At 71.9% G+C, this 13,642-nt stretch carries 12 protein-coding genes; 8 read left to right on the top strand and 4 right to left on the bottom strand.

Annotation, left to right across the window (positions count from 1 at the left end; all coding sequences use genetic code 11):
* Positions 1–113 precede the first annotated feature (113 nt).
* Both purF and purM read left to right on the top strand, forming a co-directional pair.
* On the top strand, positions 114–1,730 hold the full coding sequence (gene purF / locus ABWI07_RS11215) for an amidophosphoribosyltransferase (RefSeq protein ID WP_353818468.1): 1,617 nt from the start codon (positions 114–116) through the stop codon (positions 1,728–1,730).
* Complete coding sequence (gene purM, locus ABWI07_RS11210; RefSeq protein ID WP_149260364.1) at positions 1,727–2,767, top strand: phosphoribosylformylglycinamidine cyclo-ligase; 1,041 nt, start codon at positions 1,727–1,729, stop codon at positions 2,765–2,767. The genes purF and purM overlap by 4 nt, the downstream gene beginning before the upstream one ends.
* Positions 2,768–3,028: 261 nt before the next feature.
* On the opposite strand, the gene ABWI07_RS11205 is transcribed toward purM, so the two are convergent.
* Positions 3,029–3,235: a DUF3073 domain-containing protein gene (locus tag ABWI07_RS11205; RefSeq protein WP_149260363.1), complete on the bottom strand. Its 207-nt coding sequence runs from the start codon at positions 3,233–3,235 to the stop codon at positions 3,029–3,031.
* Between the two features lie 333 nt (positions 3,236–3,568).
* Positions 3,569–4,651: a Leu/Phe/Val dehydrogenase gene (locus ABWI07_RS11200; RefSeq protein WP_149260362.1), complete on the bottom strand. Its 1,083-nt coding sequence runs from the start codon at positions 4,649–4,651 to the stop codon at positions 3,569–3,571.
* 45 nt (positions 4,652–4,696) lie between these two features.
* Between ABWI07_RS11200 and ABWI07_RS11195 the strand changes: the two genes are divergently transcribed.
* The gene (locus tag ABWI07_RS11195) at positions 4,697–5,671 is read left to right on the top strand and encodes a DUF8083 family protein (RefSeq protein WP_502912814.1); all 975 of its coding nucleotides are present in this window, start codon (positions 4,697–4,699) and stop codon (positions 5,669–5,671) included.
* A 272-nt stretch (positions 5,672–5,943) separates the two neighbouring features.
* Complete coding sequence (gene bldC, locus ABWI07_RS11190) at positions 5,944–6,147, top strand: developmental transcriptional regulator BldC (protein ID WP_012850682.1); 204 nt, start codon at positions 5,944–5,946, stop codon at positions 6,145–6,147.
* A gap of 395 nt (positions 6,148–6,542) precedes the next feature.
* On the opposite strand, the gene ABWI07_RS11185 is transcribed toward bldC, so the two are convergent.
* Positions 6,543–7,232: a TetR/AcrR family transcriptional regulator gene (locus ABWI07_RS11185; RefSeq protein WP_149260361.1), complete on the bottom strand. Its 690-nt coding sequence runs from the start codon at positions 7,230–7,232 to the stop codon at positions 6,543–6,545.
* A 335-nt stretch (positions 7,233–7,567) separates the two neighbouring features.
* Between ABWI07_RS11185 and ABWI07_RS11180 the strand changes: the two genes are divergently transcribed.
* The 4 genes from ABWI07_RS11180 to ABWI07_RS11165 all read left to right on the top strand — a co-directional run bounded on the left by ABWI07_RS11180 (position 7,568) and on the right by ABWI07_RS11165 (position 12,300).
* Positions 7,568–8,641 carry a LacI family DNA-binding transcriptional regulator gene (locus ABWI07_RS11180; RefSeq protein ID WP_502912816.1) on the top strand — a complete coding sequence of 358 codons (1,074 nt, stop codon included), beginning with the start codon at positions 7,568–7,570 and terminating at the stop codon, positions 8,639–8,641.
* A gap of 694 nt (positions 8,642–9,335) precedes the next feature.
* The gene (locus tag ABWI07_RS11175; RefSeq protein ID WP_235036917.1) at positions 9,336–9,581 is read left to right on the top strand and encodes a hypothetical protein; all 246 of its coding nucleotides are present in this window, start codon (positions 9,336–9,338) and stop codon (positions 9,579–9,581) included.
* A gap of 93 nt (positions 9,582–9,674) precedes the next feature.
* Entirely contained in the window at positions 9,675–10,517 is an 843-nt protein-coding gene (locus tag ABWI07_RS11170; protein ID WP_235036916.1) for an N-acetylmuramoyl-L-alanine amidase, read from the top strand.
* Positions 10,518–10,860: 343 nt separating this feature from the next.
* Complete coding sequence (locus ABWI07_RS11165; RefSeq protein WP_353818467.1) at positions 10,861–12,300, top strand: DUF7059 domain-containing protein; 1,440 nt, start codon at positions 10,861–10,863, stop codon at positions 12,298–12,300.
* Between the two features lie 54 nt (positions 12,301–12,354).
* Here the strand turns inward: ABWI07_RS11165 and ABWI07_RS11160 are convergent, their stop codons facing one another.
* The gene (locus tag ABWI07_RS11160) at positions 12,355–13,425 is read right to left on the bottom strand and encodes a quinone-dependent dihydroorotate dehydrogenase (RefSeq protein WP_149260359.1); all 1,071 of its coding nucleotides are present in this window, start codon (positions 13,423–13,425) and stop codon (positions 12,355–12,357) included.
* Between the last annotated feature and the right edge of the window lie 217 nt (positions 13,426–13,642).

Genomic DNA, 13,642 nt, shown 5'->3' with positions numbered 1-13,642 from the left:
TGTCGTCCCCAGATTCCCGGAACCGCGTGGGGCCCGTGGTTCCGGGGAGTAAAGGTCCGTTAAGGAGATGCCACCGATCGGAGCAGGTGAACCGGGCATCTAGACTGGCGAACGTGCCTCTCCGTGACGGACGTTTGAGCCACGACCTCGATCCCTCCGACCGCGCTCCGCAGGACGCCTGCGGGGTCTTCGGCGTCTGGGTCCCCGCCGAACAGGCGGCCAGAGCCGAAGTGAGCAAGCTCACGTACTACGGCCTGTACGCGCTCCAGCACCGTGGGCAGGAGTCGGCGGGCATCGCTGTCAGCGACGGCTCCCGCATCGTCGTGTTCAAGGACATGGGCCTCGTCGCCCAGGTCTTCGACGAGTCGGTGCTGAACACCCTGCGCGGACACATCGCCGTCGGCCATTGCCGCTACTCCACGACCGGCTCGCCCACGTGGGAGAACGCGCAGCCCACGTTCCGGTCCACCGACGAGGGCGGGCTGGCGCTCGTCCACAACGGCAACCTGATCAACACGCCGGAACTGGCCGCGCGGCTGGCGCCCGGCGTGCTGACCGCCACGACCGACACCGAGGTCCTGACGGCGCTTCTAGCCACGCATGGCCTGACCGGCGCCGGAGGCGCTCCGGGGGGTGTGGGGGGTCGTCCCCCCACAGGTGACCTGACCGGCGCCGGAGGCGCTCCGGGGGGTGTGGGGGGTCGTCCCCCCACAGGTGACCTGACCGGCGCCGGAGGCGCTCCGGGGGGTGGTCCCTCCATGGGGGACACGGGCGGTGCGCTGGAGGCGGCGCGGGAGATCCTCCCGGCGGCGCGCGGCGCGTTCTCCCTGGTCTTCATGGACGAGGGGACGCTGTACGCGGCCCGCGACCCCGAGGGCATCCGCCCGCTCGTGCTCGGCGCCCTGGAGGACCGCGGCTGGGTGGTCGCGTCCGAGACGGCCGCGCTCGACATCGTCGGCGCCCGGTTCGTCCGGGAGATCGAGCCGGGCGAGATGGTCGCGATCGACGGTGACGGCGTGCGGTCCGAGCGGTTCGCCGAGCCGCGCCCGAAGGGCTGCCTGTTCGAGTACGTGTACCTGGCGCGGCCCGACACGACGATCGCCGGGCGCAGCGTGCAGGCCACCCGCGTCGAGGTCGGGCGCCGGCTGGCGCGCGAGCACCCCGTCGAGGCCGACATGGTCATCCCGACGCCGGAGTCGGGCACCCCGGCCGCGATCGGCTACGCCGAGGCGTCCGGCATCCCCTACGGCCAGGGCCTGGTGAAGAACTCCTACGTCGGCCGGACGTTCATCCAGCCGTCCCAGACGATCCGCCAGCTCGGCATCCGGCTGAAGCTGAACCCGCTGCGCGAGGCGATCGAGGGCAAGCGGCTGGTCGTGGTGGACGACTCGATCGTGCGCGGCAACACCCAGCGCGCCATCGTGGGGATGCTGAGGGACGCGGGCGCCGCCGAGGTCCACGTGCGGATCTCCAGCCCGCCCGTCGCCTGGCCGTGCTTCTACGGCATCGACTTCGCCACCCGCGCCGAGCTCATCGCGGGGAACCTGTCGGTGGAGGAGATCCGCGACTCCATCGGCGCCGACTCGCTCGGCTACATCTCCCTGGACGAGCTCATCTCCGCCTCGCACATCGCGAAGGACAACCTGTGCCGGGCGTGCTTCGACGGCCAGTACCCCATCCCGGTGGAGCAGGACGCCCGCGGCAAGCACCTGCTGGAGGCCACTCGATGACGGACCGCCCGACGACCTCCTACGAGGCCGCAGGCGTCGACATCGCGGCGGGCGAGCGCGCCGTCGAGCTGATGAAGTCCCGGGTGGCCCGGTCGCGGCGCCCCGAGGTCGTCGACGACGTCAGCGGGTTCGCCGGGCTCTTCGACGCCTCGGCGCTGCTGCGCTACAAGCGGCCCCTGCTCGCGACGTCCACGGACGGCGTCGGCACCAAGGTCGACCTGGCGCGGCGCCTCGGCGTCTACGACACGATCGGGCACGACCTGGTCGGCATGGTCATCGACGACCTCGCCGTGTGCGGCGCCGAACCGCTGTTCATGACCGACTACATCGCCTGCGGCAAGGTCGTGCCGGAGCGCGTCGCCGACATCGTCGGCGGGATCGCGGACGCGTGCGCCCTGGCCGGGTGCGCCCTCGTCGGCGGCGAGACCGCCGAGCACCCCGGCCTGCTGGAGGCGGACGAGTTCGACGTGGCGGGCGCCGGGACGGGCGTCGTGGAGGCCGACCGGATCCTGGGGCCGGAGCGCGTGGAGGCGGGTGACGTCGTGCTCGCCATGGCGTCGTCCGGTATCCACTCGAACGGGTACTCCCTCGTCCGGCACATCCTGGCGACGACCGACCTGACGCTGGAGACCCGGTCGCCGGAGCTCGACCGTCCGCTGGGGGAGGAGCTCCTCACCCCGACGCGCATCTACGCCAAGGACTGCCTGGCCCTGGCCGAGGCCGGCGGAGTGCGGGCGTTCGCTCACATCACCGGCGGCGGCTTGGCGGCGAACCTGGCCCGGTCGCTCCCACCGGGGGTGGACGCCGTGCTGAGCCGCTCGTCCTGGGAGGTCCCGGCGGTGTTCCGCCTCCTCCAGGCGCACGGCGAGGTGCCGCAGGCCGAGATGGACAAGACGTTCAACCTCGGCGTCGGCATGGCCGCGATCGTCGCGCCTGACCGCGCCGACGAGGCGCTCCGGCTGCTGGCGTCCCGCGGAGTGCCGTCCTGGACGCTCGGCGAGATCACCGAAGGCACCGGCAACGCGACCCTGCGCTGACCCCGGGGCGCTGACCTCGGGGCCTGCCGTCGCCCGGCGGGCTCCGGGGTACGTGGACGGCCCTGAGCGGAACGCTGAGCGACTCTCGGACCTGCCCGGCCACTCGGGGGTGGTGCGGCGGTCCTGGGGAGCTCATGGACGACTCAGCGAGATCGCCGAGCGGCGCGATCACCGACCGGCGAGATCAGGAGCCCCGGGCGCTCCGAGGCCATGACAAACGCCACCGCCCGGCGGTGCGGGCGGTGGCGTGCTGTCTGCCGGTCAACCGGAGGTGCCGTCCTTGCGGGGCTCCGTGCCGTAGTCGTCGGCGTAGTCGGCGTACTTCTCGGCGAGCTCGTCATAGGAGTCTTCGCCGGAGTCGCTGACTCCTAGTTCATCCTTAAGGCGGTCGAGGTCCGTGTTGCCGGTGCTGTACTTGAGCTGCCGGGCAACCTTCACCTGCTTGGCCTTGGCTCGGCCGCGACCCATTGGCTCGACCCCCTCGATGGTCAGGGCTTTCGTGGGCCCATCAACGCGCGCGTGTACCACACGAACCGGTGCCTGATGAGCCATGCGTCAGTCACGGGTACAACCGTACCCGTTTTGCGCCTGGCTCGGTACATCGACGGTACGTGGCGGCGCTCCGGTTGCTGATAACAACAGTGTATCCGGTGGTCACGTCAACGTGCGAAGGCCACCGTGGGACGGTCGTACGCCGCCCCACGGCGGCCCTCACAACGGTTTTGCAACGGTCTAAACAGGTCTAGGAAGTCCACCCTCCAGACCGCGCCCTCCTGGAGCTCACCTGGTCTGCCCTGGATTTCAGAGGAGGATGCTCCGGAGCCGGCCGACCTCGGACATCCGGCGCTCCGCGAGGCGGTCGGCGGCCACCGCCGGCGGGACGCCCTCGTCGGAGGCCAGCGCGAAGATCTTCCGGGTGGTGTCGAAGATTCCGGCCGCGCGCGCCTTGGCGCGGTCGAAGTTGAAGCCCTCGATCTCGTCCGCGACCTGGATCACGCCACCGGAGTTCACCACGTAGTCGGGCGCGTACAGGATGCCGCGGTCGGCGAGGCGCTTCTCCACGCCCGAGTGGGCGAGCTGGTTGTTCGCGGCGCCGCAGACGATCCTGGCGGCCAGAACGGGCACCGTGTCGTCGTTCAGGGAGCCGCCCAGTGCGCACGGCGCGTACACGTCGAGCTCCGTACGGACCATGGCGTCGGCGTCGGCGACGACCTCCACCTCGGGGTGCAGCGCCCGGACGCGGTCGACGGCAGCCTCGTCCACATCGCAGATCACGACGTCCGCGCCGTCCTCGCGCAGGTGCTCCACCAGGCGGTGCCCGACCTTCCCGACGCCCTCCACACCGACTCGCTTGCCGCGCAGCGTTGGCGCTCCCCACACGGTCTCGGCCGCGGCCCGCATGCCCTGGAACACGCCGAACGCCGTGAGGATGGAGGAGTCGCCCGCGCCGCCGTGCGCGACCGTCCGTCCGGTGACGAAACGGCACTCGCGCGCGACGATGTCCATGTCCTCGCTGAAGGTGCCCACGTCGCAGGCCGTGTAGTACCGGCCGTTCAGCGACTGCACGAACCGCCCGTAGGCCCGCAGCATCGCCTCGGACTTGTCTGTGGCGGGGTCGCCGATGATGACGGCCTTTCCGCCGCCGAGGTCGAGCCCGGCCAGGGCGTTCTTGTACGCCATGCCCCGGGACAGGTTCAGCACGTCCGCGAGGGCCTCCTCCTCGGAGCCGTACGGGTAGAAGCGGGTGCCTCCCAGGGACGGGCCGAGCGCGGTGGAGTAGATGGCGATGATGGCGCGCAGGCCGCTGGCCTCGTCCTGGCAGAAGACGACCTGCTCGTGTCGGGGTTCGGTGCCCTTGTGGGGCGCCCCGAAGACATTAGGCACGGTAGTGCCCTCCTCTCTGTCTCTAAGATCAGCCTAGGGTGCGCGATGGCGCCACGCCCGACCGAATCTCATGTCACGATGCGATTCTCATGTCACGATGCGATGGTGCTTCCGTACGCGGCCTACCTACGGGTTTATGAACCGGTGACCGCCTTCCCGGAGCCCGCGCGGACCCTGTGGACGGTCTACGCCGACTCCAGGCGGCGTCCCAGGCGGATCCACGCGCTGGGGGTGGAGCACCGGGAGGCCGTGCTCAGGCTGACGGGCTCGCCGCCCGAGGTCGTCCCGGAACGGGAGAGCAGGGACGCCTACGTGCGCCGCCTGGAGGACATGATCTACGTATGCCCCTGGGGGACGCGGCTGCGGTCGTGGCTGGCCTTCGAGCGCTTCAGGGACGAGCACGCGGCGGGCGTGGCCGCGGCCTTCGTCCCGCCGCCCGTGTCCGAACGGGTGAGGGGCGATTTCGAGCAGTGGAAGAAGGGCGGCCGCTCCCTGCGCCCGCACATCCTGACGAGCACCTGGCACGTCCCGCTGGACTGGTTCGTCCCGTTCGCGCGCGGCGAGCGGTGCCTGATGCTCGGCACGCCGGGCACCGGGTACCGGGCGGACGACGCGGCCGACGAGGCGGCGGGCCACGGTTCGGCGACGGCCGCGCCCGCGCGGACCCTCGTCTACGTCACGTCGATGGGGGAGGCGCGCCGCCGGGTGGCGGCCGCGCTCCCGGTGGTGCGCGAGAACCTCGGCGACGGCACGGATGAGGTCTACCTCCTGTCGGCGGGCCGGCTGGAGACCCTCGGCCGCTGGCTCGGCGAGTTCCACCCCCGCGCGCTCGTGGAGCTCGACTACGGCGGGCTCGTCCACCTGCTGGACGATGCGACGCTCCGGACGGACGAGTCGGTCGCGGAGATGGCCGTGGCCCTCACCGGGATGGAGCGCGGTGAGGTCGAGCTGACCGTCGCGATGTACAAGCGTCTCCTCGCCCGCTGGCGCCCTGTACGGGCGCTCGAGGCCGCGAACTAAAACAAATTTCCCGAATCTGCGCGCGATACGACTATACGTGTCGCTAGAATCACGCAGCGTGACCCAGTGGCCACCCGAGACGCACGGCACCTTGCTCCCGCGGGGATGTTTGCACGCAACTACCGCCAGGAACTTGCTTGTTGCGCTGAGTGGTGGCAAGGTTACACGTTGTGATGTCATAGTGGCTCTTTCGGGCCATAGGGGACATCAGTGACCACGCGAGATCAATCGCAGGATCGCTGTCATCGGTCCACGGAGGAGAGGCCGCAAACATGTCAGCACGTACGCCAGAGGCCGAGCCCCTGCTGACGCCGGCGGAGGTGGCGACGATGTTCCGCGTCGACCCCAAGACCGTCACGCGCTGGGCGAAAGCGGGAAAGCTCACGTCGATCCGCACGCTCGGCGGGCATCGCCGTTACCGCGAGGCGGAGGTGCGGGCACTGCTCGCGGGAATACCGCAGCAGCGCTCGGAGTAGAGACTCCGACCGGCCGGGCTCCTGGGGAGCCCTCCGGACGCACACGGCACAAGAGGGGGGCGGCCAGGAGGCCCCCGAACGGACCTCGCGCCGGGATTCGTGCGGGGCCCCGATCGGTGGCCTCCTGGCCGACACGGGACCACGGTCATCCGAGAACCGTGTGTCCCAGACGCCAATCCCGCGTCGTCCTCGGAACGGGCGCCCCGAGCGCCCACCCCCGAGGACGACGCGGCGTCGGCCCGGGCAAGCGCGCCCGGCCTGCGGAGCGTGGCTAACGCGCTACCTATCTGGGGGTTGTGTCCGGTTGTGGACGCGGCCGAGTTGGATGTCCGAAACTCCGTGCACGTCAGGGCGATAACCCCAGGTCGGACGGCTACTGGTTCATCGCCGGCCGGCTACTGGCTCATCTCTTCTTGGGCCAGGCGGTCGAACAGGGCGCCCGTGCCCGGGTCGTGCCGGCCGGAGACGTGCATGATGACCACGAGCTGGTCGACCAGCAGCCGCTCCAGATCTGCGCGGGCCACGTCGCCGTTCTCCAGCCAGTCGAGGCCGGCGGTCTCCACGGTCGCCATCCAGCAGCGCAGCGTGATGCGCAGGATCGGCGGCGGAACGTCGATGTCCAGCGAGTGCAGGATCCGGTCCAGCAGCAGGCGGCGGATCCCGTCGACGATCTCGCCGGCCTCGCCCGAGCGGTCAGCGGGCCCGCCGCGCAGCAGCGCCGTGTACCCGGCCGCGTGGCTCTCCACGAAGTCGAAGTAGCGCTTCAGCGAGATCCGCAGCCGTTCGAGCGGCTTGCCCTCGGTGGGCGGTTCGAGCAGCACCGACAGCTGCTTGGCGGCACTGCCGAGCGCGGCGATGTACAGCTCGTTCTTGCCGCCGAAGTAGTGGTAGACCAGCGCCCGGGAGGCGCCCGCCTTCGCCGCGACGTCGTCGATCGAGACGTCCTCGGGCGAGCGCGTGCTGAACAGCTGCAGGGCGGCCTCGATCAGCTCGTCCCGCCGTTCGTCCACGCTGAGCCGGCGACGCCCGCGCCCGCCGCTCGGCCGGCCTCGCGCCTTCTCACCGGTCACCGCACGATCTCCCACCTGGGCAGGGTATCCGAGCACGGCGCGCGGAGGGCGCAACACCGAGCGCGCCGGCGGCGGTCTCCTCACCGGTTCCCGTCCCCGGGCGCCGGGAACGGGGGCATGATCGTTCCGGGCCCGCTGTGATCCGGAACACCACAGGCCCGAACCACCATTGTCGGATGCCCGTTACTCACTGTTGCGGCGGTATGGGGGGAAGGCGCGGCATCATGGCATCTCCTCCTGAGCGGAGGGCGGCGCGCCGAATCCCCCACCGGCGCGGCGCCGCGGCAGGTCCTGCAGGTCCCCCTGGACGGAGTGCCATGTCAGCTGATGAAGCAAACCCCCCGCACGACATGCAGGGGAAGGGTTCGGTGCCACGCCCGCGCACCGAGCCCTCTCCCGCACCGCGCGACGAGGGCAGGACGGTGCCCGCGCCGAAACCGACGATCCGCAATGTCGCCGAACGCGCCGGTGTGTCCAAATCGCTTGTCTCGCTGGTCATGCGGGGGTCACCGCACGTGAGCGAACGCCGGAGGCAGGCCGTCCTGCAGGCCGCCCGGGAGCTCGGCTACCGCCCGAACGCCGTGGCGCGCAGCCTGGTCGAGGGGCGCACCCGGCTGATCGGCGCCATCGTCGCCGACCTGCACAACCCGTTCTTCGCCGAGTTCCTCGACGGCCTCCAGGAGAGCCTGCACGGCGCGGGGCTGCGGATGCTGGTCGGCAGCGGCCGCTGGGACCCGATGTTCGAGGCCGAGGCGGTCGAGGCGTTCCTGGAGATGCGGGTGGACGGGCTGGTCCTGCTCAGCGTCGTCCCCGAGTCGCTCAAGGAGGCCGCCGCCAGCGTCCCCGTGGTGGTCGTCGGCGAGCGCGACGTCCACGGCGTCGACATCGTGGTGGACGACGACGAGCTCGGTGCGAGCCTCGCCGTCGACCACCTCGTCCAGCTCGGCCACCGGCGGATCGCGCACATCGAGGGGGCGCGCTCCACGACCGCGCGCTACCGCCGCGCCGGCTACGAGAAGGCGATGCGGCGCCACGGCCTCGACGACGAGATCGTCGTGGAGGCCGGCGACTTCACCGAGGACGGCGGCTACCGGGCCGCGGGCTCCCTGCTGCGCCGCGACGCCCGGCCGACCGCGATCTTCGCTCCCAACGACCTGGTCGCGACCGGGGCGCTGTCGGCCGCCGACGAGCTCGGCATGCGGGTCCCCGCGGACCTGTCCATCGTCGGGTACGACAACACCCACCTCGCGGCGATCCGGCACATCTCGCTGACCAGCGTCGACCAGCCGCGCCGCGACATGGGCCGGGTGGCCGCCGAGATGCTCACCGCCCGCATCGGCGACCCGTCCCGCTCCGCGCGCCAGAAGCTGGTCGTCCCGCACCTGGTGGTCCGCTCGACGACGGGACCCGCTCCCACCCCGTGACCCCGCCCCCACGCCGCCCCAGGGACGTCTCCCGCCCTCCCCTCGCTCCCGCACCACCCGCCGCCCTGGCACACGACGCGTGGCCCACACCCCCGGCTCGCGGACGTGCTCCGCGGCCAGGCGCTCCCAAGCTCCTCGGCGCTGCAGAACAGGGCAGCCCTCGTCGGCAATGCCCTGGCCGCGACGCCGCGCTCGGCAACACCGCGCCCCGTAACGCCGTCGGCCGTGACGTCACGACGCCGTGCTCGCAGCCCCCGCGCCGCGGCACCGCCGCGCCCTCCGACGCCGTGGGATGTGAGGCCGTCGGCCGTGCGCCGTGGAACGTGAGGGCGTGCTTCGTGAGGGCGTGGCTGTGACGCGAGGATCGTGCTCACATAATCGGGCACTCTTCTTAAGCCGCGGGGCTGTGTGGGCGTGGCGCTGTGGGGCGTGAAGCCGGGGTTCTTCGCGGCGTGGCGTTGGCGGCTAGGGCGCTGGCCCGGTATGGCGGGGGTACGGGGACGGTCGATCGTTTCTCGAACCGGTGCGTGGCGGGTAAGGGCCCGGCCAAGGCTGCCGCATTCGCGGGGACGGGGCCCGCGGCCAGGTGGTTAATGGGACTTCACCGTCGGCGGGCGGTCCCGGGCGGCCTCGCGGTAGGCCTCCGGGGCGGTCCGCCGGCGGTCGGGTCAAGGGTCTGTCCAGCCAGGGGGTAATGCTCGTGCGTGATCCGGAACTGGTGTCGTGCGCGCAGCGCGCGGCGAGCGAATTGGAACGCGCGTGGTCGGAGTGGCGGCACGCGCGCGGCCTCGCCGAGCAGGTGTCGGAGTCCGTCGCCAGCTACGTCGCCCATTCGATCGACCACCCGTGGGGCCGTCCCCGCGTGGTCCTCGGCCTGGACGCGGACGAGGCGCGCGCCCTCGCGGCCCTGCTGGGCAAGGAGGACCCGCTGCGCGGCTGACCCCCCCCGATTCCGCCGACTCCGTTTGACGAACCTGCGCGGGTGTGCAGACTGTCAGGGTCGGTAACGAAGTCATCACGGAGGAATCGGCCTGTGCGGATCAATCGAGGCGGCCCCGCGGTCGCCGGTATCGCGCTGTGCCTGGGCGCGCTCGTCGCGTGCAACGGTTCCTCCGGGACGTCCGGCGGCGGTGAGGCGGCCGGGCCGCCGACCGCCGGGGCGGCGTCCCCGGGCGGGTCGAAGGGCGGCGAGTCGCCCGCGTCCGCCAAGGGGGACCCGGCGGCGCTGGACGGCAAGGTGATCGTCATCGATCCGGGGCACAACGGCGGGAACGCCGCCAACCCGTCGGCGATCAACCGGCAGGTGAAGATCGGCAACGGCAGCAAGGCGTGCGACACGACCGGCACCGAGACCAAGGCCGGCTACGCGGAGCACGCCTTCACCTGGGACGTGTCGAAGCGGCTCGCCGACCTCCTGCGCTCCCGGGGCGCGAAGGTCACGCTGACCCGCAAGGACGACAAGGGCGTCGGCCCCTGCGTGACCGACCGTGCCGCGGTCGGCAACCGGCTCAAGGCCGACGCCGCGCTGTCCATCCACGCCGACGGGGCGTCCCCGTCCGGCCACGGCTTCCACATCATCGAGCCGCTGTCCATCGGCCGGAACGCCGACATGGTGTCCGACTCCGCCGAGCTGGGCGAGGCGCTCCGGAACGCCTACCACGAGGGCACCGGCATCCCGTACTCCAACTACCTCGGCAAGAATGCCATCGACCGGCGCGACGACCTCGGCGGCCTCAACATGTCGACCGTGCCGAAGGTCTTCATCGAGTGCGGCAACATGCAGAACGCGGACGACGCGGAGAAGCTGTCCAGCGCGTCCTTCCGGCAACGCATCGCCGAGTCTCTGGCCAAGGGCTTCCAGACGTATATGCAGTGACATTGCATTTCTCTCCTCCTTCGGGCCTTGGCGGCCCTCCATCGTCGAGAAATGCGGGCGATCGCTGGCATCGCTCCGGCTCGCCTTGCGGCTCGCTGCGCGATCAGGTTCTTGCTTCGCTTGAACCTGCCTTCGGACGCGATCGCAACCTTTCGGTCGTTGTCAGTTGCGGTTAGAGCCTGGTCCGTCCGCGCTGGTGGGTTTTCGCGGGGTGTCCCGGTCGGGCTCCCATGTCCGGGTGATACAGCCTGGTCCGTGCGCTGGTGGGTTCGCGGGGTGTCCAGGTCGGGGGTGACCGGCGATCCGGGACGTGTGGTGCGCGCTCAGCGGGCAGGATGGGCGGATGCGTGATCTTCGTCGTGTGCGTGAACTGCTGCTCGGGTCCGGCTACACCGTGGCGGGGGTGCGCGGGGCGCTCGGCCCGGTCGCGGGCGGGGCGCTGGCGCGTGACGAGATCGTGCCCGCGTTGCGGGCAACGGCCGGCGGGTCGCCGGTCGAGGTGCTGACCCGGCTGTTCTGGCTCCAGGTGCCCGTTCCCGAGGGCGCCGTCGCCGTGGACGATCTCACAGCGGCGGGGCTCGCGGAGGCGTCCGGCGGGCAGGTGCGGGCGCTGCTGCGCGTCGAGCCGCTGGAGGCCGTGGACGGTGACGGGCACGCCGGTTACGCCGTCTCCGATCTGAAGGTCCGGCCCGGCGATGGACGCGTCCCGGCGGACGATCATGTCGTGGGCACGGGCGGCGCGTCGGCGAACCTGGCGCAGCTGGTTGTCCACAGGCCTGTGGACAACGTGCTCGATCTGGGCACGGGTTGCGGCGTCCAGGCGGTGCACGTGGCGGGGCGCTCCCCGGGCGCGCGCATCACCGCGACGGACGTGAATCCGCGGTCGCTGGAACTGGCCGCGATGAGCTTCGCGCTGTCCGGCGTGGACGGCGCGGAACTGCTGCGCGGGTCGCTGCTGGAGCCGGTCGAGGGCCGCCGGTTCGACCTGATCGTGTCGAATCCGCCGTTCGTCGTCGCGCCGCCCGGCGACCGGCGGTTCGCCTACCGCGAGTCGGGGATGGCGGGTGACGACTTCTGCCGGCGGCTCGTCCGGAGCGCCTCGCGGTACCTGAACGACGGCGGATATTGCCAGCTCCTGGCCAACTGGCTGCATGTCGAAGGGGTCCCGTGGGAGGAGCGCGTCGGCGCGTGGATGGACGGCTGCGACGCGTGGATCGTCCAGCGCGACGTCCAGGATCCGGCGGAGTACGCCGAGTTGTGGCTGCGGGACTCCTGCGAGGCGGGCACGCCCGAGTACCGCGCCCGGTACGAGGCGTGGCTCGATCACTTCGAGCGGGAGAACGTCACCGGGATCGGGTTCGGCTGGATCACGTTGCGGCGCAGTGAGCGTCCGGCCGTCCGGATCGAGGAGCTCCGGCACGCCGTCGAGCAGCCCGTCGGCGCGTACGCGCACGAGGTACTGGACGGCCTCGCGAAGGCCGACGAGTTTTCCACAGCCTGTGGACGACTGCTCGCGGCGGCGCCAGGTCTCGTCCAGGAGCAGATCGGCCCGCCCGGCGCCGAGGACCCGGAGCGGATCGTGCTGCGGCAGGCGCGGCGGCTCCGCCGCGCCGCCGGTGTCGGGACGGTCGAGGCCGCCCTCGCCGGGGTCTGCGACGGCACCCTGCCCCTCGACCGGCTCCTCGACGCCATCGCGCAGCTCACCGGAATGGACGCGGGCGAGGTCCGCGCGCACGCCGACGCCGTCCTGCCGGAACTGATCGCCGACGGCTTCTTCGTCTAGTGCGCGTACGCGAACACCGGCCGGGTCGCCGGGGCAGGGCCGGCCCGCCGGAGGTCAGCCTCGCGCGTCGTCGAGGGTGCGGAAGGCGCTGCCGCGCAGGCGGCGCGCCAGGTCGCGGTTGACGCGGTGCGCCCAGAGCGGACCACCGTAGATCATCCCGGTGTACCCCTGGACGAGGGTCGCGCCCGCCCGGACGCGCTCCCACACGTCGTCGGCCGTCTCGACGCCGCCGACCGAGACCAGCGTGAGCCGCCCGCCCGTACGCGACCGCAGCCGGCGCAGGACCTCCAGGGACCGCTCCCGCAGCGGCGCGCCCGACAGCCCGCCGGTCTCCTTGACCAGCGCGGGCGGGCTGAGCAGGGCGTCGCGGCCGATGGTGGTGTTGGTCGCGATGATGCCGTCGAGGCCGAGTTCGAGGGCGAGGTCGGCCACGGCGTCGACGTCGTCGTCCGCCAGGTCCGGCGCGATCTTCACCAGCAGCGGGACGCGGCGCGCGGACGAGCGGTCGGCGGCCTCCCGCACGGCCGTCAGCAGCGGCCGCAGGTGCTCCACGGCCTGGAGGTTCCGCAGGCCGGGCGTGTTGGGGGAGCTGACGTTGACGACGAGGTAGTCGGCGTGCGGGGCGAGCCGCTCGGTGCTCGCGACGTAGTCGGCGGCCGCCGAGGCCTCCGGGACGACCTTCGTCTTGCCGATGTTGGCGCCGACGACGGTCCCCGGCGCCCGCCGGGCGAGCCGCCGCGCGGCGGCCTCGGAGCCCGCGTTGTTGAAGCCCATCCGGTTGATGACCGCCCGGTCAGGAACGAGCCGGAACAGCCGCGGGCGCGGGTTGCCGGGCTGCGGGCGCCCGGTCACCGTCCCGATCTCGACATGGCCGAACCCGAACGCGCCGAGCGCCGCGAAGGCGACGGCGTCCTTGTCGAACCCGGCGGCCAGCCCCAGCGGGCTCGGGAAGTCGAGCCCGAACGCGCGGACCGCCAGCGCGGGGTCGCGGGGCGCGAGCAGCCGCCGCAGCAGCGGCACCGCGCCGGGCACCGCCTGGATCGCGTGCAGCGCCCGCAAGGTCAGATGGTGGACGGTCTCCGCTGGGACCCGGGAGATGACCAGTGAGAACAGGAGTCGATACATCGCCGACCAGTATCCCAGCCATGCCGCCGGGAATTCGGTTGAGGGCCCGCCGAGCCGCTGCCTACCCTGACCGCATGCTGGTCAATGCCGAGGCCACCGCCTGGTGGCCCACTCCGCAGCGTGTCTACCGCGACCGTCCCGCCGGCGGGTCCGGCCGGGACGCGATCCGCGTCTGAGCTGCACGCTCCCGCGCGGCCGGACCTGGGTGCGAACGAAG

This window comes from Actinomadura sp. NPDC000600, assembly GCF_040492135.1.
Classification (GTDB): domain Bacteria; phylum Actinomycetota; class Actinomycetes; order Streptosporangiales; family Streptosporangiaceae; genus Spirillospora.
The sequence above is the reverse complement of the archived record's forward strand: the minus strand, read 5'-3'. Positions and strand labels throughout refer to the sequence as shown.